The 18,671-nt window shown below is 63.3% G+C and carries 17 protein-coding genes and 2 tRNA genes; 12 read left to right on the forward strand and 7 right to left on the reverse strand.

The genetic code is table 11. From position 1 onward, the window contains the following. The first annotated feature begins 42 nt into the window (after window positions 1–42). Together lepA and rnk are read left to right on the forward strand one after the other, a co-directional pair. Window positions 43–1,878: a translation elongation factor 4 gene (gene lepA / locus AC6CIG_RS13260; RefSeq protein ID WP_018093883.1), complete on the forward strand. Its 1,836-nt coding sequence runs from the start codon at window positions 43–45 to the stop codon at window positions 1,876–1,878. A gap of 444 nt (window positions 1,879–2,322) precedes the next feature. Next, a complete protein-coding gene (gene rnk / locus AC6CIG_RS13265) occupies window positions 2,323–2,730 on the forward strand; it encodes a nucleoside diphosphate kinase regulator (protein ID WP_018093881.1) in 408 nt (135 codons plus the stop codon). Window positions 2,731–2,841: 111 nt separating this feature from the next. On the opposite strand, the gene AC6CIG_RS13270 is transcribed toward rnk, so the two are convergent. Then, on the reverse strand, window positions 2,842–3,294 hold the full coding sequence (locus AC6CIG_RS13270; protein WP_010968461.1) for a DoxX family protein: 453 nt from the start codon (window positions 3,292–3,294) through the stop codon (window positions 2,842–2,844). Window positions 3,295–3,496: 202 nt separating this feature from the next. On the opposite strand from AC6CIG_RS13270, the gene AC6CIG_RS13275 reads away from it, so the two are divergent. Continuing rightward, window positions 3,497–3,778, forward strand: a complete 282-nt coding sequence (locus AC6CIG_RS13275; RefSeq protein WP_018093880.1) for an Rdx family protein — start codon at window positions 3,497–3,499, stop codon at window positions 3,776–3,778. Between the two features lie 147 nt (window positions 3,779–3,925). Here the strand turns inward: AC6CIG_RS13275 and AC6CIG_RS13280 are convergent, their stop codons facing one another. Then, on the reverse strand, window positions 3,926–4,552 hold the full coding sequence (locus AC6CIG_RS13280) for a ribonuclease D (protein ID WP_100669850.1): 627 nt from the start codon (window positions 4,550–4,552) through the stop codon (window positions 3,926–3,928). Between the two features lie 206 nt (window positions 4,553–4,758). Between AC6CIG_RS13280 and AC6CIG_RS13285 the strand changes: the two genes are divergently transcribed. From AC6CIG_RS13285 to cya1, 3 genes are all read left to right on the forward strand, one after another. Beyond that, window positions 4,759–5,088, forward strand: a complete 330-nt coding sequence (locus AC6CIG_RS13285) for a hypothetical protein (RefSeq protein WP_437408001.1) — start codon at window positions 4,759–4,761, stop codon at window positions 5,086–5,088. 84 nt (window positions 5,089–5,172) lie between these two features. Further along, a complete protein-coding gene (locus tag AC6CIG_RS13290; RefSeq protein WP_018093877.1) occupies window positions 5,173–6,219 on the forward strand; it encodes a hydroxyacid dehydrogenase in 1,047 nt (348 codons plus the stop codon). A gap of 150 nt (window positions 6,220–6,369) precedes the next feature. After that, window positions 6,370–8,367, forward strand: coding sequence for an adenylate cyclase Cya1 (gene cya1, locus AC6CIG_RS13295; RefSeq protein ID WP_018093876.1), 1,998 nt, complete (start codon window positions 6,370–6,372; stop codon window positions 8,365–8,367). A 132-nt stretch (window positions 8,368–8,499) separates the two neighbouring features. Here the strand turns inward: cya1 and AC6CIG_RS13300 are convergent. Continuing rightward, window positions 8,500–8,586, reverse strand: a tRNA-Leu gene (locus AC6CIG_RS13300). 394 nt (window positions 8,587–8,980) lie between these two features. Between AC6CIG_RS13300 and AC6CIG_RS13305 the strand changes: the two genes are divergently transcribed. Beyond that, window positions 8,981–9,508 carry a BA14K family protein gene (locus tag AC6CIG_RS13305; RefSeq protein ID WP_437408002.1) on the forward strand — a complete coding sequence of 176 codons (528 nt, stop codon included), beginning with the start codon at window positions 8,981–8,983 and terminating at the stop codon, window positions 9,506–9,508. Window positions 9,509–9,573: 65 nt separating this feature from the next. Here AC6CIG_RS13305 and AC6CIG_RS13310 read toward each other — a convergent pair whose 3' ends face one another. Further along, entirely contained in the window at window positions 9,574–9,906 is a 333-nt protein-coding gene (locus AC6CIG_RS13310; RefSeq protein ID WP_437408003.1) for a DUF6665 family protein, read from the reverse strand. A 238-nt stretch (window positions 9,907–10,144) separates the two neighbouring features. Here AC6CIG_RS13310 and AC6CIG_RS13315 point away from each other — a divergent pair, with 238 nt between their 5' ends. Then, entirely contained in the window at window positions 10,145–11,740 is a 1,596-nt protein-coding gene (locus AC6CIG_RS13315) for a hypothetical protein (protein WP_437408004.1), read from the forward strand. Between the two features lie 366 nt (window positions 11,741–12,106). Here the strand turns inward: AC6CIG_RS13315 and rpsA are convergent, their stop codons facing one another. The 3 genes from rpsA to aroA form a co-directional block, all read right to left on the reverse strand. Further along, a complete protein-coding gene (gene rpsA / locus AC6CIG_RS13320; RefSeq protein WP_003534399.1) occupies window positions 12,107–13,813 on the reverse strand; it encodes a 30S ribosomal protein S1 in 1,707 nt (568 codons plus the stop codon). Between the two features lie 162 nt (window positions 13,814–13,975). After that, entirely contained in the window at window positions 13,976–14,614 is a 639-nt protein-coding gene (cmk, locus tag AC6CIG_RS13325; protein WP_018093873.1) for a (d)CMP kinase, read from the reverse strand. After that, complete coding sequence (gene aroA / locus AC6CIG_RS13330; protein WP_411922711.1) at window positions 14,614–15,981, reverse strand: 3-phosphoshikimate 1-carboxyvinyltransferase; 1,368 nt, start codon at window positions 15,979–15,981, stop codon at window positions 14,614–14,616. Before aroA ends, cmk begins: the two co-directional genes overlap by 1 nt. Before the next feature lie 284 nt (window positions 15,982–16,265). Here aroA and AC6CIG_RS13335 point away from each other — a divergent pair, with 284 nt between their 5' ends. The 4 genes from AC6CIG_RS13335 (at window position 16,266) to AC6CIG_RS13350 (ending at window position 18,646) form a co-directional block, all read left to right on the forward strand. Beyond that, window positions 16,266–16,655 (forward strand): TIGR02300 family protein, encoded by a 390-nt coding sequence (locus AC6CIG_RS13335; protein ID WP_003534381.1) that lies wholly within the window; start codon window positions 16,266–16,268, stop codon window positions 16,653–16,655. 245 nt (window positions 16,656–16,900) lie between these two features. Then, a tRNA-Ala gene (locus AC6CIG_RS13340) sits at window positions 16,901–16,976 on the forward strand. A 182-nt stretch (window positions 16,977–17,158) separates the two neighbouring features. Beyond that, window positions 17,159–17,947 (forward strand): YdcF family protein, encoded by a 789-nt coding sequence (locus AC6CIG_RS13345; protein WP_018093871.1) that lies wholly within the window; start codon window positions 17,159–17,161, stop codon window positions 17,945–17,947. Window positions 17,948–18,010: 63 nt separating this feature from the next. Further along, the gene (locus AC6CIG_RS13350; RefSeq protein ID WP_018093870.1) at window positions 18,011–18,646 is read left to right on the forward strand and encodes a trimeric intracellular cation channel family protein; all 636 of its coding nucleotides are present in this window, start codon (window positions 18,011–18,013) and stop codon (window positions 18,644–18,646) included. The last annotated feature ends 25 nt before the right edge of the window (window positions 18,647–18,671 follow it).

The following is an 18,671-nucleotide window of genomic DNA, read 5'->3' on the forward strand; positions in this document are numbered from 1 at the left end:
AGCCTTCATTTCCCGCTTTGCGCCGCCTGATCACGCTGCTATATGCGGCCCATGAGCACACCATCTTCCAAGACGCCCCTGTCGCATATCCGCAACTTCTCGATCGTGGCGCATATCGATCACGGCAAATCGACGCTTGCCGACCGGCTGATCCAGTCGACCGGCGGCCTCGCCGAACGAGAAATGTCCGAGCAGGTCCTGGACAGCATGGACATCGAGCGCGAGCGCGGCATCACCATCAAGGCCCAGACCGTGCGCCTGCACTACAAGGCGAACGACGGCGAGACCTATGTGCTGAACCTCATCGACACGCCCGGCCACGTCGACTTCGCCTACGAGGTCTCGCGCTCGCTTTCGGCCTGCGAAGGTTCGCTGCTCGTCGTCGACGCCAGCCAGGGCGTCGAAGCCCAGACGCTCGCCAATGTCTACCAGGCGATCGACAACAATCACGAGCTCGTCACCGTTCTGAACAAGATCGACCTGCCTGCGGCCGAGCCGGAGCGGATCAAGGAGCAGATCGAGGAAGTGATCGGCATCGACGCCTCCGACGCCGTGCTGATCTCGGCAAAGACCGGTCTCGGCATTCCGGATGTGCTGGAGGCGATCGTCCATAGGCTGCCCGCCCCGAAAAGCGAGGGCGGCGACGCCGCGCCCTTGAAGGCGCTGCTCGTCGACAGCTGGTACGACGCTTATCTCGGCGTCATGGTTCTGGTGCGCGTCATCGACGGAACGCTGAAAAAGGGCATGACCATCCGCATGATGGGGACGGATGCGAAGTACCAGGTGGAGCGCGTCGGCGTGCTGACGCCGAAGATGGTTGCCATGGAGGCGCTCGGCCCCGGCGAAATCGGTTTCATCACGGCTTCTATCAAGGAAGTGGCGGACACCCGCGTCGGCGATACGATCACCGAGGACAAGCGGCCGACCGCCAAGGCGCTGCCCGGCTTCAAGCCGGCCCAGCCGGTCGTGTTCTGCGGCCTCTTCCCGGTCGACGCCGCCGACTTCGAGGACCTGCGCTCGGCCATGGGCAAGCTGCGCCTCAACGACGCCTCCTTCTCCTTCGAAATGGAATCCTCCGCAGCGCTCGGCTTCGGTTTCCGCTGCGGCTTCCTCGGCCTCCTGCATCTCGAAATCATCCAGGAGCGTCTGGAGCGCGAATTCGATCTCGATCTGATCGCGACGGCACCCTCGGTCGTCTACAAGCTGTTTATGACCGACGGCTCGGAGCGCGAGCTTCACAACCCTGCCGACATGCCGGACGTGGTCAAGATCGCCGAAATCCACGAGCCGTGGATCCGCGCGACGATCCTGACGCCCGACGAATATCTCGGCGGCATCCTGAAACTCTGCCAGGATCGTCGCGGCATCCAGATCGAGCTGACCTATGTCGGCACCCGCGCGATGCTCACCTATGACCTGCCGCTGAACGAAGTCGTGTTCGATTTCTACGACCGGCTGAAGTCGATCTCCAAGGGATACGCCTCCTTCGACTACCAGATCACCGAGCACAAGGAAGGCAATCTCGTGAAGATGTCGATCCTCGTCAACGGCGAGCCGGTGGACGCGCTGTCGATGATGGTGCACCGGATGGCGGCGGAAAAGCGCGGCCGCGAAATGTGCGAAAAGCTGAAGGAACTGATCCCGAAGCACATGTTCAAGATCCCGATCCAGGCCGCCATCGGCGGCAACGTGATCGCCCGCGAAACCATCTCGGCGCTGCGCAAGGACGTGACCGCAAAGTGCTACGGCGGCGACGCCACCCGAAAGCGCAAGCTGCTGGAGAAGCAGAAGGCTGGCAAGAAGCGGATGCGCCAGTTCGGCAAGGTGGAAATCCCGCAGGAAGCCTTCATCGCCGCACTGAAGATGAGCGACGAGTGATTTCCAATCAGGTCGATGCGCATCGAAAATGCGCATCGACCTGAAGCAAGGCGAAACGCGTGTTATCGACCTGCGGGCGGCGTGACGAAAGCGTCGCCGCCACGGACTTTGCGTTTCAAGGCTTCCGATCTGCTTGCGCGATCCGCAATGATCGACCACGTGCGCTGCGGTGTCTCAAGTGGCGACGCGGGCTTGACTTCGTTGGCGAAGTTTCCGACCTTCAGACCCATGCCAGTGCTCGCGATCCATTTCCGCTGTTCTTTCCGGGTCTGCCCCATCGCAGGAACCTGACCCCGGCCCGGATGCGTGCGCTCTCCGGGTAAGGGGGCCTGCGCATCGGCGAGCGGATGGCCAAGCCTCCACCCCCGAGCGGCGAGCGTAAATCATCCTCGACATTTCACTTTCGGCGCAAGCAGAGCGGTGCGCCCAGGCACAGGTATCATCATGGCGGACAAGACAACCCGCAAGAAGCTTCCCTCGATCGTCATCAATGCCGAAGACCATGCACGTCTGACGGCGATCGCCTCCTCGGCGCTCGACCGTGTTCCGGAAGTCGCGGAGGCGCTGCTTTCCGAACTCGACCGCGCGCGAATCGCCGCGCCCGGCAAGCTGCCCAAAGACAGCGTGCAGATGGGCTCGACCGTCGCCTTTGACGCCGACAACGGTTTTGCGAAGGAAGTGAGGCTCGTCTACCCGGGGGAGGCCGACATCGAAGCCGGTAAGATTTCCGTACTGACGCCGATCGGAGCGGCGCTTATCGGCCTTTCCGTCGGACAGTCGATCGACTGGGTCGACAGGGCCGGCAAGGTACACCGTATGACGATCCGCAGCGTGATGCCGCAGGCGGGCTGAGCGTGCCGCCGGCACAATTGCTCGAAGCGGCCGGATCGAGCCGGCCGCTTTCAGAGCGCTTCCAGGCAAAATGTGTCGCCGCCCGGAAGCGCTCCAATTCAAAGGGTGAGATCAGAACTGGCGGCCGAGCTTGGCATCGACGGACTGGCTGTTGGCGCCGCGAATGGCAAAGAAGAGCGTGATCGCCGCCCAGAGGATGGACTTCTCCGCCCCGCCAAGGCCCTGCCCCTGGACGATGCCGTGGAAATAGACGGTGACGAGCAGCACGATCGTCGCCGCGAAGGCAGCAGGCCGCGTCAGGAAGCCGATGGCAATGAAGATGCCGCCGAAGAACTCGGTCGCCGAAAGCAGGGGCGACCAGAAAACGCCCGGATAGAACCCAAGCCCCTCCACCATGCCGGCCGCGCCGAAGGGATTGAGGATCTTGCCGTAGCCGTGGGTGACGAGCAGCAGGCCTGCCACGACGCGCAGCAACGTCTCGGCGAAAGTATCGAGCGGCAGATAAATCTTTTCGAGCGCCGGCAGGATCGCGCGCGGTCGATTATTGGCAGCGGTATCGGTCATGAAATCCCTTTCGGATCTATTGCAAATCAGGGGTTTCTCTTGCCTCAGGCCTTTTGGAAAACAAGGGCTCAGCGTCAAAAACATGACCGCTGAAGCTGACATTTATGTGAGACATGCGTGAAGGCATGGATTGCGGCGCTTGCGCGACGACGCTGCTCCATGTTTCCTGTGGCGCGGAAGCCAAGTGAACAGGACATGCCGGATGAGCGAAAAGCCACGCGTCACCATCCTCTATTGCACCCAGTGCAACTGGCTGCTGCGCGCCGGATGGATGGCGCAGGAATTGCTGTCGACCTTCGCCGACACGCTTGGGGAAGTGGCGCTCATCCCCGGGACCGGCGGCAATTTCGAGATTCGCATCGATGGCGCGTTGATCTGGGAACGCAAGCGCGACGGCGGCTTTCCCGGGCCTAAGGAGCTGAAGCAACGCATTCGCGACGTGATCGAGCCCGAGCGCGATCTCGGCCACACGGACAGGAGCTAGAGCACTTCCAGGAAAAGTGTGTAACGGTTTTCCGTCCGGAAATGCGTTAGAGCAAATGCCTAGAGCATTTCAGTGTTTCCACGAAACATTGAAATGCTCTGCTATCGCAACCGGCGCCTGCTCCCGCACCGGTCGGCGCCGTAGAACTCAGCTATGGGCGAAAATGTCCGTTTCCTCCCAGCCGAGCAGATCGAGCTTGGCACGCGTCGGGAGAAACGAAAAGCAGGCCTCGGCGAGTTCCATCCGGCCATCGCGCAGGAGCCGCGCCGTCAGCTTGTCGCGCAACGCATGCAGGTGGAGCACGTCGGAGGCGGCATATTCGAGCTGCGCCGGCGAAAGAATGTCGGCCGCCCAATCGGAAGACTGCTGCTGCTTGGATATGTCGATGTCGAGCAGTTCCTTGAGATTGTCCTTGAGGCCGTGCCGGTCCGTATAGGTGCGGGCGAGGCGCGAGGCGATCTTGGTACAGAAGACCGGCGACGCGGTGACGCCGAAGGTATGGAACAGCACGGCGATGTCGAAGCGGCCGAAATGGAAGATCTTCTGGCGCGTCGGATCGGCGAGCATCGAGACGAGATTCGGCGCCTGTTTCTGGCCGGCGGCAATGCGGATCACATCGGCAGTCCCGTCGCCCGACGAGAGCTGCACGACGCAGAGGCGGTCGCGACGCGGAACCAGGCCGAGCGTCTCCGTATCGATCGCGATCGCGCCCGTATAACGGGCGGCGTCGGTCTCGGAAATGTCCCCCTCGTGGAACCTTATTGTATTCGCCATCGAAAATCCCCAGATCGTTACTTGCATGATTCCCGGAGAACGGTTCAGGAAACCTGCTGAGATACAAGTGCTGCAAGCGACCCGGCCAGTCTGATCAGGCGCGCGGCGCTGTGGAGCGTAGCTGGCCTATAGCGCATGTTGGCCGGCCGCGATACCTTGTCCTTCGGCAGACGTTCCGTTTGCCGGCACCCCGAGAAAGTTCGTATATGACCTGGTTCCGTTTCGCCCTGGCGCCCCCCCTCGTCGCCCTGATGTCGACCCTCTCGCCCGGTACCGGCCTCGCCGGCGGGGCGACATTCGAGCTGGCGCAGGTCTTTCACGACCTGCCGGGCGTACGGCCGGCGAACCCGCTGGGCGACGATAAGAACATCGTTTGCCGGCAGGTTTTCATCGACCGCTACGGCCCCTTCGAGTCGTCTCACGGCCGTCCCCGTTACGATACGGTCTACCGCTGCCGCGAGGGCAGCGGCCCGATCTTCCAGAGCGGCGAGCTGCCGCCGTCGCTCGAGCGGCAGAAGCGCGGCCTCAACTACTGAGTTCGAACCAGACAAAGGCACGCTTGCATTGCGCGCTCGGGACAGGCGAAACTGCGTCCCGGACGGCACTGACTGGAGGAAACCATGCCCGAAACCGACAGGCCGCAAAGCGACCGGCCACTTGTCATCAGCGCGCCCGCGCCGCGTACGCTCGATCTGATCTTCACGCCCGACGCGCTCGAGCGTCTTCACCGGCGCTACCGCGTGATCGAAGCCGATCCGGAGAACATCGCCGGGCTCGGCTCCGCCGTCCTCTCCGAGGTCCGCTATATCGTCGGACAGCCGCCGCTTTCCGCAGAAACGCTGGAACGCATGCCGCGGCTGCGGGCCGTTCTCAACGTCGAAAGCAACCTCATCGACAACATGCCCTACGACGTGGTTTTCCAGCGCGGCATCCACGTGCTCACCACCGGCCAGGTCTTCGCCGAACCGGTGGCGGAGATGGGGCTCGCCATGGCGCTCAACCTCGCCCGCGGCATCGTCGATGCGGATGTCGATTTCCGCGAGGGCCGCGAACGCTGGGGCGGTGAGGGCAACAAGTCCGCCCGGCTCCTCTCGGGCTCGGAGATCGGCATCATCGGCTTCGGCGATCTCGGCAAGGCGCTTAACCGCGTCCTTTCGGGATTTCGTGCGAAGATCCGCGTCCATGATCCCTGGCTGCCGGCCTCCGTTCTTCTCGACGCCGGCGTCGAACCGGCGTCGCTCGAAACGGTCCTCGCAGAGAGCGACTTCCTGTTTGTTGTCGCAGCGGTAACCAGTGACAATGAGGGCTTCCTCGACGCCAGGGCCTTCGCGGCCATGCGTCCGGGCGCCGCCTTCATTCTCCTGAGCCGCGCCGGCGTCGTGGATTTCGATGCATTGATCGCAGCCGTGGAAAGCGGCCATATCCGCGCGGCAAGCGACGTCTTCCCGGAGGAGCCCCTGCCCCCTGGACATCCCGTCCGCCGGCTGGCCGGCTTCCTGCGCTCGGCGCACCGGGCCGGTGCGCTCGACATCGCCTTCAAGAGGATGGGCGAGATGGTGCTCGAGGATATGGAACTGATGGACCGCAGTCTGCCGCCGATGCGCTGCAAGCGGGCGGAGCGGGAGACGGTGGCCCGAATGCGCTCGAAGCCCGTCACCGTCAACTGAAGAGTGATGGGCCGCAAACTGTCGTAGCCGAGCAAACGACAAAACATGCAGCAGATCGAAGTGCTGCAGCGATCTTTGCGCGTCCGACCGGACGCGCGGCGCTGTAGCGCAGGTCGTATGCGGCCGGTGGTGCTATGAAAATGCGTTGCAATGCTGCAAAGATCGGAATCCGGATTCGAGGACATCGAAAGCATGCAAGATTCCAACGCGGACAAGCCTTCCCGGACCTGGACCAGCTCTCTGCGATCGCTGCTCGGTCTCGTGATGGTTGCTATGCTCATCGTCGTGTCCGCGACGCTGGTGGGACTTGACTACCACCGCGCACGCAGCGCTTCGATCGCCGATGCCGAAGACAATATGGACGCCTTCGTCGGCCGCCTGGTCGATCGGCTCGGCGCTCTTTCCGGGGACACCTCCGCGCTCGTCAGTCTCGTCGCATCCGTCGCCAATGCCTTTCTCGTGCCGCCGCCCGAACGCATGAACGACAAGGTGGCGGTGCTGCGCGAGGGCATCGCCCGCTCGCCGCACATCGACGGCGTCTATGTCGGTTATCCGAGCGGTGCGTTCTTTCATGTGGTCGATCTGGACTCGGCCGCCTGGCGCATGGCGCTCGACGCACCGCGGGGAGCGGCCATCGCCGTGCGCTCGATGGAGAGGGACGACCGGGGCAAGCCGTTCGACCGGATCCTGTTCCTCGACGCGAGCGGCCTGCAGTTCGCCGAACGCCGCGCTGCTTCCAACGGCTTCGACCCGAGGACGCGGCCCTGGTATCGCGCAGCCGTCAACGGCAAGGCACCGGTGGCGATCGGTCCCTATGAGATGGCCACGACAGGCAATCTCGGGATGACCATATCGCAAGCGCACCGCGGCAACCCGCAGATCGTCATCGGTGCCGATGTGGTGCTCGATACGATCACGGACTTCCTCTCCCGCGAGCGGCTGACGGACGAATCCGTCTCGTTCATTCTCGATGCGGTCGGACGGCCGATCATCCATTCCGACACCGTGATGATGCGACGCATCATGGCATCGAAGGGCCGGGACCGGCCGGTGGCCACGCCGCAGGAAGATGGACTGATCGAAAGCATCCGGCGCAACCCGCCACCGGCCGGGAAGGCAACTCTCGTCGAAGTCGGAAACCGCACCTATCTCGTCACGGTGGCGCCGCTCGAATCGGCATTGCTTCTGTCCGGGCACCGGGTGGTCGTCGCGGCCCCGCTCGACGAGCTGCTGGCGGCCGCAAACGAGACCCTCGTTCAGGGACTTGCCGTCTCGGGCGCCGTGGTGGTGGTCGCCGTTCTCCTGGCCCTCGTGCTTGCGCATCTGATCACGAAGTCGCTCAACCAGCTCACCGACAGCGCCAACCGCCTGCAGGACCTGGATTTTGCCACTCCTATCGACGTTTCATCGCATGTGGCGGAAATCTCGACGCTCAACGGCGCAATGAACAGAGCTCGCGACGCGATCTTCACCTTCGCGCTCTACGTCCCGAAGGAACTGGTGCGCAAGGGCATCGAATCCGGCCATTTCGGCGGCCGCGCCGCATGGCGGCAGGAAGTGACGGCGATGTTCACCGACATCTACGACTTCACCACCATCAGCGAGGGCCGTTCGCCGGAAGAAGTGGTCGCGATGCTCTCGGAGTATTTCGATCTGTTCAGCGAGGTCGTCGCCGCCCACGACGGAACCATCATCCAGTTCCATGGAGACTCGGTCTTCGCCATGTGGAACGCGCCGGTCGCCGATACCAGGCATGCCGAGCATGCCTGTCGCTGCGCACTCGCGGTCGAGGAGAGGCTCCAGGCCTTCAATTCCGCGCAACGCGCCAAGGGACTGCCGGAGTTCCGCACGCGCTTCGGCATCCACACCGGAACGGCCGTCGTCGGCAGCGTCGGCGCCAGGGAACGGCTGCAATATACGGCGATGGGCGACACGGTGAACGTCGCCTCCCGGCTCGAGGGCATGAACAAGGATTACGGCACGAGCGTTCTTGCAAGCGGCGCGGTGGTCGCCCAATGCAAGGACATGGTGAAGTTCCGCCCGCTCGGCACCGCCAAGGCAAAGGGCCGTTCGACGGCGCTCGACATTTACGAAGTCGTGGGCGTCGTCCGTACGGTTGACACTACCGAAGCCGGAACGGCCGCCTGAAGAAGGAAAGGCAGATGCCGCGGCAAACGGCGGCACCGGCGAATTTGCCTCGGAACTCTGAAAGCAAAAAAAGCCCGGAAACCGGGCTTTTTTTGACTTCCGAACCGCAAAAGCGGTTACTGGAAAAAGGAATGGTGCCCAGAAGAGGACTCGAACCTCCACACCCTTTCGAGTACCAGCACCTGAAGCTGGCGCGTCTACCAATTCCGCCATCTGGGCGACGGACCGGCATGTAAAAGGCCGTGACCGAAGTGTCAACAGGCATTTTGAAGTTTTCGTCTCGCATCGCGAAAAAGCGCGGTAAAGCGCGCCCGGCTCCTCGATGATAGGGCAAGAATTCCAGTGACATGGGGGCCGGAGAGGCGCATTCTAGAGCAACGGCGGAGGAGCAGAATCCGGAACGCGCCCGCGCCGACACGTGGAGCACACGCCCACGAATAAACATGCGGCGCCAAACGCCTACTGCATGTTTCGTCGGTCGACCCGATCGACGCCAAAACATGCAGCAACTTGAAGAGTTACAGCGATCTTTGCGCGTCTGATAAGTCGCGCCGCGCTGAAAGGAGCAGGGACAAAAACCGGAAAGCAACGGCTTTCGGAAAGTGAGGAGAAGATGACGAAATTTCGGAATTTCGTTGTGAGCTGCGCACTCGCCGCCGTCTCCGCGGTTCCCCCTGTAACGTCCGTTCAGGCCATGCCGCGCCCGGCGCTCGACATTGCGATCAAAGCGCCGGCCGGTATCGAGAATGCCACGCATCGGGGCCGTTACGGGTGGCGCGGCGGCTATTCTCGCCGCGGTTATTACGGAGGGTCCGGCTTCTATCCGGGCTGGAGCCCCTATTACCGACGGTCCGGGATCAGCTTCTATTTCGGACCCAGCTACCGCTACCGGCCCTATTACGGGAACCGCTATTACTACGGGCCGCGCTACTACGGCCCCGGCTATTACAGCTATCCCGGGCCCGGATATTACGGTTATCGCTCCTATAGACCACGCTACTATGGCGGCGGCTATGTCCGGAGCGGCGGCAACAGCCATGTCGCCTGGTGCCTGTCGCGCTATCGGTCCTATAACCCGGCCACCAACCGGTACCTGACCTATGGCGGGGTTTATCGGGTGTGCTATTCGCCCTATCGGTAGGGGAGCGTACCGTTTGGATTCATCGAGTTCCGCGCGTTCTATCCGGCGCGCGGCGCTCCCGTCGGTCAGCGCTTTCTGACGATCCCGACGCGCGCCATGACTTCCTTCGGAATGCCGTAGCGGCGCACGGCATCGCGGCTGTCGCGAAGGCCGCAGGTCTCGCGCTGGATGAGGAAGGCCCAAACCGCGTCGGCTGCCTCGTCGAGCAGTCGCTCGCGTTCGGAAGGCGGGTGCCTGTTGCCGTCAAAGGCATTCAGGGCGGCCATTGCCTTTTCGACCTTCAGGCCATTGCGCCCAAGAGCGTCGGCGCGCTCGGCCATCAGTTCGTATTCGAGAACGTTCACCCCGTTACCGGTGAGATCGAAACGGCGCAGCGATTGCGGCGGGCGAAATGTCATCGGCGGCTCCATCAAGCTCATGGCAGGATGGGCCGTGAATGAGCTTCCCGCAAGGGGCCGCGCAAGACTGCGGCGTGGCACCACGTCATCGTCATGGTTAACACTCCCTAAACTCGTTTGGCCTAAGCATTTCAATGTTTCATGGAAACACTGAGATGCTCTAACCCTTTGGTCCAACGCACTTCCGGTCGGAAAACCGTTAGATACTTTTCCCGGAAGTGCTCTAGGCTTGCGGATCATGCCCGAACTGCCCGCCTTCATCGCCATCAGGACAGCCGTCGGAACTGCCGAGGAGACGACGCAGGGCCTGCGCCGCCCGCTGCCGGCGACGGAGCGTAGCGAGGCGATCCGGAAGATCGTCGATGCGCTGACCCGCCATCTCTCCGGCAAGGAGGTCCTATCCAAGGACGCGCTGGTGAAGTTGGTCGAAGACCTGGCGCTCATCCTCAAATTTCCACCCCTGCCGCAGGAGACCGGACGCGCCTTCATTCGGCGGTTGACCGGCTTCATCGAAGCATTGCCAATGCCGGAACGCCAGCTTCTGGAGAAGCAACTGGCAGCGCGCAACCTTGCGCAGCGCGTCGCCATTGCGGCGGCGATAACTGCCGACCGCCGGGGCGCGATGCCGCCCGATCGGACCCCGCTCCGCAGCCTGCCCCTGCCGGCACACGTCCCGCCGGCGCTTCCGGGCGCCAAGGCACCGGTCCCGGGGGACCTCGCGCTCCTGCAAGCGATGCTCAGGAAGACCTACGGCGCCGATACGGAAAGCGTCCGGATTGAGACGACATCCGCAGGCGCGGCTATCGAAGCGGCGCACGAGGAGGCTCCGGTCGGGCAGCAACGTTCGCCGAAGACGCCCACGAACGCTCCTGCAGCGCCGCGAGGTGCGGAAGTTGCAGCGAGAGATGCTTCGGCAAGCCCGCTTGAGAACGAGATGGCGGAGATGGCAGAAACGCCGGCCATGACGCCGGAAGGCTCCGATAAGCAGCTCCCGGATAGCGAAGCGGATTCGGCGCAACCATCGGCGCCACGCCCCAGTCAGGCGGAGGGCCTGAACGGGAGTGCGCGCGCAGTGCTGAAGGATGCAAAACCTGCGACGGCCGAGAACAAGGCTGCAGCCGAGGACAAGGCTGCAGCCGCAGAGGCCGGCGCTGAAAAACTCCCTGGCGGCGAAGCCTCGGAGGGCACCGACGGCCCGCCGCGCTCCGCGAGGGAGGACGACAGGCCACGCGTGCGGATTCAAAGTGCCGCGCGCATGGCGCAACCGCCGGCGGAGACCTTGAGAACGATCATACGCGACAGTCTTGCGTTGCCGGGGACGATCAAGAGCTGGCAGCCTCGAGATACGGGAGACACAGGACCGGCCGTGCCCCTGACGCCGAAGAACGAGACGCCGGCGCGGCCACGGGAGACCGCCGGCGTGATCAGAAGCGCAGCAGCCGCCGGCGAACCGCCGGTGGATATCGCACCCGACGCCGAAACGGGTGCACCGCTTCGCGACCTGCCTCCTCCTCAGGCAGAGCGTCGGACCGGCGAGGACGCGATGGCGCCGCAGGGCTTCGCCCGGGTCCCCGAAAGCGGACTTCCGCGCGAAATGTTTCCCCTCGCCCTGGTTCCCTACCCGCCGGCCGAAGAAAGCGATGCCGACGAGGTGAACCGGCGCAAGCGGGAAAGCGAGAGCGAGCCGGAGAAAGACGCAAGGGACGACGAGGGAGAAACGGAAAGCGACGACCGGCAGCTGGGACATGGCGCCGGCGGCGAGGAGGATCAGACCGAAGAGCGACCGGCAGCCGACGCCTATGACCTCTACCGAAAGCTCGGCGGCCTGGCTTAGGTCAAGATGTCTTCAGGTCGGGTCGACCTAAGGCCTGGTGAGATTCGGGCCACCCGCGGCGGCTTGTTTGATTCCCTCATTCCTGTGCTCGTCACAGGGATGAGAGCAGCGCCGCGTCTGCGGCGCGGGAAGAGTTCTTTCAGCCCAAGGACTTGGTCTGGCTGGATTCCTGTGACAAGCACAGGAATGAGGAAATCAAACAAGCGGCGGCGGGTGACCCGAATCTCAACAGGCCTTAGAGCACAAAGTGTAACGGTTTTTCCCACTGCGCCGCGCGTCTCATAAGACGCGCAAAGGTCGCTACAGCCCACGAAAAAGCCCGCGGAGATCGCTCTCCGCGGGCTTATCATTTCAAGCCGTCAACGATTACTCGTTGTTCTGGCGGTTCTTGAGCGCAGCGCCCAGAATGTCGCCGAGCGAAGCACCCGAGTCGGAAGAGCCGAACTGAGCGACGGCTTCCTTCTCTTCCGCGATTTCCAGAGCCTTGATCGACAGCTGGATCTTGCGGTCCTTCTTGGAGAAGTTGGTGACCCGCGCGTCGACGGTCTGGCCGACCGAGAAACGCTCCGGACGCTGTTCGTCGCGATCGCGCGAGAGATCGGCGCGACGGATGAAGGCGGTGACGTCCTCGTGGTTCACGAGCCGCACTTCGATGCCGCCATCGTTGACGCCGATGACTTCTGCCGAAACGACGGCGTTCTTGCGCAGTTCGCCGGAAGCGGCAGCTTCACCGACCGCATCGCGGCCGAGCTGCTTGATGCCGAGCGAGATGCGCTCCTTGTCGACGTCCACATCGAGAACGACAGCACGAACGACGTCGCCCTTGTTGAACTCTTCGATGACCTGTTCGCCCGGACGGTTCCAGTCGAGGTCGGAGAGGTGGACCATGCCGTCGACATCGCCATCGAGGCCGATGAACAGACCGAATTCGGTCTTGTTCTTGACTTCGCCTTCGACTTCCGTGCCAGCCGGATGGCTATGCGCGAAGGCCTGCCACGGGTTCTCGAGCGTCTGCTTGAGGCCGAGCGAGATGCGGCGCTTGGTCGGGTCGACTTCGAGAACGACCACGTCGACTTCCTGGCTCGTGGACAGGATCTTGCCGGGGTGAACGTTCTTCTTCGTCCAGGACATTTCGGAGATGTGAATCAGGCCTTCGATGCCCGGCTCCAGCTCGACGAAGGCACCGTAGTCGGTGATGTTCGTGACGGTACCGGAGATCTTCTTGCCGACCGGATACTTCGCACCGATGCCGTCCCACGGATCGGACTCGAGCTGCTTCATGCCGAGCGAGATGCGGTGGGTTTCCTGGTTGATGCGGATGATCTGAACCTTGACCTGCTGGCCGATGTTCAGGATTTCCGACGGATGGTTGACGCGGCGCCACGCCATGTCGGTGACGTGCAGCAGGCCATCGATGCCGCCGAGGTCGACGAACGCACCGTAATCGGTGATGTTCTTGACGACACCCTCGACAACCTGGCCTTCCTCGAGGTTCTGAACGATTTCAGAACGCTGCTCGGCGCGGGACTCTTCGAGAACCGTGCGGCGCGAAACGACGATGTTGCCGCGGCGCTTGTCCATCTTCAGGATTTCGAAGGGCTGCGGGTTGTGCATCAGCGGCGTCACGTCGCGGATCGGACGGATGTCGACCTGCGAACGCGGCAGGAAGGCTACGGCGCCGTCGAGATCGACGGTGAAGCCGCCCTTGACCTGGTTGAATATGATGCCTTCGACGCGTTCGCCGGCTTCAAACTTGACTTCCAGGCGCTGCCAGCTCTCTTCGCGGCGGGCCTTCTCGCGCGAAAGGACTGCTTCGCCGAGTGCGTTTTCAATGCGCTCGACATAGACTTCGACTTCGTCGCCGACCTTCAGCGTGCCGTCCTTGGCCTTGGCGCCGAATTCCTTCAGCGGTACGCGGCCTTCGACCTTGAGGCCGACGTCGACGATTGCGACGTCTTTTTCGATCGCCGTGACGATGCCCTTGGCGACATAGCCTTCGGCGAGGTCCGTCTTGGCGAAGGACTCTTCCAGAAGCGCTGCGAAATCATCACGGGTGGGGTTGGTTGCAGACATATAATCTCCTGCTGCGTCTCCTGCCGGAAACGCATGTGCGCCGGGGGTTGGTGTTAGACAGGCCTGAACCCAGTCCGCTCCTGTCATGGAGCAATCCGGCGCGTGGACGGAATTTCAGGCTATTTTCAAGAAGGAGACCGGCTGGGCCGGATCAGGCCTTCTTCAAATCTTCTCTTTCAGGGCGGCGTCGACCAGCGTCTTCGCCGCCTGGAATGCCGCCTCTATACTCATTTCGGAAGTATCAAGCAAGTGCGCGTCCTCGGCAGGTCTCAAAGGACTGTCGGCACGGCCCATGTCGCGCTCGTCGCGCTTCTTCACGTCCTCGAAAACCGCGGCGTAGTCAGCCTTTCCGCCGCCGGCGATGATCTCGTCATGGCGCCGTTTCGCCCGCACTTCGGGGGAAGCGGTCACATAGAGCTTCACCGCCGCATCAGGGCAGACCACCGTGCCGATGTCGCGCCCGTCGAGGACGGTACCCGGCTCCTTGCGCGCGAAGGCCCGCTGCGCCTCGACCAGTGCCCGGCGCACGGCCGGCATGACGGCGATCTTCGAGGCCGCCTCACCGATCGAATGCTCCGAAAGCACGGCGCGATCGAGCCCGGAAAGGTCCACTTCGCGCGCCATCGTCTCGGCCACAGCTTCGTCGCCGAGCGGCAGTCCGGCATCCATGAGCGCCTTGGCGGTGGCGCGGTAGGTGAGCCCCGTGTCGAGATGGTGGAAGCCGTATTGCTCGGCGATCCGGCGCGAGAGCGTTCCCTTGCCGGCGGCCGCAGGCCCATCGATGGCGATTACGAAGGTCATCAGGCTGCCTTGTTCTCTGCCTCTTCGATTTTCGCGCCCAGTCCGGTCATCAGGCCCATGAATTCGGGGAAGGACGTCGCGATCATCGTCGCATCGTCGACCGTCACCGGATGCTCCGAGGCAAGTCCCATGACAAGGAAGCTCATGGCGATGCGGTGGTCGAGATGGGTCTTCACCTGGCCGCCCGCGATATTGCCCAGGCCCTTGCCGCCGGGCCGGCCGCACACGACCAGCGAGGCCTCGCCCTCGTCGCAATCCACCCCGTTGAGCTTCAGGCCGTCCGCAACGGCGGACAGACGGTCGGACTCCTTGACGCGGAGCTCTTCCAGCCCGTTCATCACGGTTGCGCCCTCGGCGAAGGCGGCGGCGACCGCGAGCACCGGATATTCGTCGATCATCGACGGGGCGCGCTCCTCCGGCACGGTGACGCCCTTCAGCTCCGAATAGCAAACGCGCAGATCGGCGACATCCTCGCCGCCGGCAAGCCGCTTGTTCATGACCTCGATATTGGCGCCCATCTCCTGCAGCGTCAGGATGAGACCGGTACGGGTCGGGTTCATCAGCACGTTGAGGATGGTGATGTCCGAGCCCGGAACGATGAGCGCCGCCACCAGCGGAAAGGCCGTGGAGGACGGATCGCCTGGCACGTCGATCACCTGGCCCGTCAGCTTGCCGCGGCCCTCGAGGCGAATGGTGCGCACACCCTCGGCATCGGTCTCGACCGTCAGCTTGGCACCGAAGCCCTGCAGCATCTTTTCCGTATGGTCGCGGGTCATCACCGGCTCGACGACGGTCGTGATGCCGGGCGTGTTGAGGCCGGCGAGCAGCACGGCGGATTTCACCTGGGCAGACGCCATCGGCACGCGATAGGTGATCGGGTTCGGCGTCTTCGGCCCGCGCAGGGTCACCGGCAGCCGGTCGCCCTCCGCCGACTTCACCTGAACGCCCATTTCGCGGAGCGGATCGAGCACGCGGCCCATCGGGCGCTTGGTCAGCGAGGCATCGCCGATGAAAGTGGAATCGAAATCATAGACGCCGACAAGGCCCATCGTCAGCCGGCAGCCGGTGCCGGCATTGCCGAAGTCGAGCGGCGCCTCCGGCGCGAGCAGCGCGCCGTTCCCGACACCGTCGATGATCCAGGTGTCGCCCTCCTTGCGGATCCTGGCGCCCATCGCCTGCATGGCCTTGCCGGTATTGATCACGTCTTCGCCTTCGAGAAGACCGGTGATGCGCGTCTCGCCCGCGGCAAGGCCGCCGAACATGAAGGAGCGGTGCGAGATCGACTTGTCGCCCGGAATGCGCAAAGTACCCTTGAGGTCGGAAGACTTGCGTGCGGTGGCGGGCCGCGGGTTCGAGCCGTGAGACATCGTGGTTTTCCTCTGACAATCCGGCTGACGGCTGGCGCGGAAGGTGGTGCTTTCCGGCGCGTTGGTGGCGGACCGCCGGTCTCGCCGGCTCCCTAACACAATGCGCGAAAAGGGTCATCCTCCTGCTGTGAAGAAAATGACGGCCGGAGCTCGCGGAAGTTTATCTTTGACAGAACTCGCCAAGATGATTATGGGGACCGGCTAATCATCATAAGCTTGATACGTTTCTAACCGCCGGCTTTCCGGCAAGAGCCGGCTCGCCGGCCATTCAAGAGGCTTTGACTGTGGCAAAACCGGAACTTGGAACAAAGCGCATCGACCCGGAAACGGGGCGCAAATTCTACGATCTGAACCGTGATCCGATCGTCTCCCCCTACACGGGCAAGTCCTATCCGCTGTCCTTCTTCGAGGAAACCTCCGTCGCCAAGGTGCTCGAGAAGGAAGAAGAGGAAGACGTCAAGGAAGTCGATACCGAGAACACGGAAGTCGAACTCGTCTCGCTCGAGGAAGCGGACGACGAAGCCTCGGGCGGAGACGATCTGCCGGATCTCGGCGACGACGATGTCGAGATCGAGGGTGACGACGACGACACCTTCCTCCAGACCGACGACGAAGACGATGACGACGACATGAGCGACATCATCGGCGTTTCCGACGAGGACGACGACGTCTGAACAGACTGGCGTCGCGGGCGGATCAGCGCCCGCATGCCTGCCCGCAAGCGTTTCGAAAGGCGCACGAAGCCGCCCCATCCGTCGAACGCGATCGGCATCGAAGCATCCGGCCGGAACCAAAAAATAATTCGTCCCGGCCCTCACTTTTCGGCTTGCCATCTGCACCTAGCAGAAGTAATAAGCCGCCACTCGCCGGGCGCAACGCGCCTCGCGATCTTCCCGGACCGGCAAAGCCGGACCCTGATGGGGCTATAGCTCAGCTGGGAGAGCGCTTGCATGGCATGCAAGAGGTCAGCGGTTCGATCCCGCTTAGCTCCACCAAAATCTTTTCGATCCCCCGACGTAAGGAATTCAGCCGCTTGAACGCTGCTCGCAAAGAAAAACCTTGCCGTGCAGCAACCGGCGAGGCGCACCAGGCTATCGTCCTGTATTGTGCACGCCGCTAGACGCGGCGCCGTCATTCATGAAATCTTTACCGGCCGAGGCCGAAGAACGATCTGCCCATGTTTCTCGTCTCGAAAATCTTCTGGCTCGTAGCCCAGCCGCTGTCCCTCGCCTTCCTCGCCCTGTTCGCCGGCGTGCTGCTTATGCTTGGCCGTTTCCGCCGCAGCGGCGGTACTTTGAGCGTCTTCGGGCTCGCCGTCCTCTTCGTCACTCTCTTCACCACCGCCGGCTCCTATTTCCTGCAGATCCTCGAGGACCGGTTTCCCCGCCCCGCGACGGAGCCGACGGAGCTTGCTTGCATCATCGTGCTCGGGGGCGCCTTCGAGAATGTGGTGATGGCGAGCCGCGGCGGCATGGAGCTGAACCAGGCGGCCGAACGCTTCGTCGAAACCTTGAGGCTCGCGCGGGCCTATCCCCAGGCTCGCATCCTTGTCTCGGGCGGAGACGGGTCGCTCAGCGGCATCTACGAGGGCGACGCGCATGCCTCGCAGAAATTCTTCGGGACCTTCGGCATCGGTTCCAACCGGCTGATCCGCGAGGGAGAATCGCGGACGACCTTCGAAAACGCACGCTATACCAGGGATTTGCTGGCCGAGAACGGGCTCGAGCGTTGTGCGCTCGTGACCTCCGCTTACCACATGCCGCGCTCGATCGGCCTCTTTCGCGCAAACGGCATGGAAGTCACGCCCTGGCCGACGGATTATCGCACGAGCGGCAAGGTGCGGCTCGGCTTCGATTTCACCCAGCCCTCGCTCAATGCCCAATTGGCGACGACGGCCGCCAAGGAGTGGACAGGGCTCGTTGCCTATTATCTCCTCGGCCGGACTGAGACGCTGCTGCCGCGGTAGCCTACCGCATGTTTTCTTTAATAGGTTACGATTAGAGGAGACTTGCAGCCAAGCGGAGCAGCCATGCCGATCCTCGAATTCCTCGACTATGCGGGCGTCGCAATCTTTGCGGCGACCGGCGCGCTGTCGGCCTCCCGCAAGCAGCTCGACATCATCGGCTATCTGTTTCTCGCTTCCGCGACGGGCATTGGCGGCGGTACCATCCGCGACCTCGTTCTCGGCGCGACGCCGGTGTTCTGGGTGGTGAACCCTAATTTCATCATCGTCTGCGCGGCAGTGGCGGTGGCCGTCTTCCTCACGTCCCATTTGCTCGAATCACGCTACCGGATGCTCGTATGGCTCGACGCGCTCGGCCTCTCGGCCTATTGCGTGATGGGCGCGGCAAAGGGGCTGGCGGCGACCGGCTCGCCTATCGTCGCCCTGGTCACGGGCGCCCTGACGGCGACCTTCGGCGGGGTTCTGCGCGATCTTCTGGCCGGCGAGCCCTCTGTCCTCCTGAGGCCGGAGATCTACGTCAGCGCCGCCCTCATCGGCGCCGGCGCCTTCGTCCTGGCCAGCCTGGTCGGATTGCCGCTCGTCGCAGCGTCCGCACTCGGCGTCGTCACGGCCTTCGCCGTGCGGGGCGGCGCGCTTCGATACGGCTGGACGCTGCCGACGGGCAAGGCCGGGCCCGGCCGTGACCCGAAGGACGTGATGTGACGAAACTTCGCGGCGCGAGAGCGAC

The sequence above is a fragment of the Sinorhizobium sp. GQ132 genome (assembly GCF_059758575.1).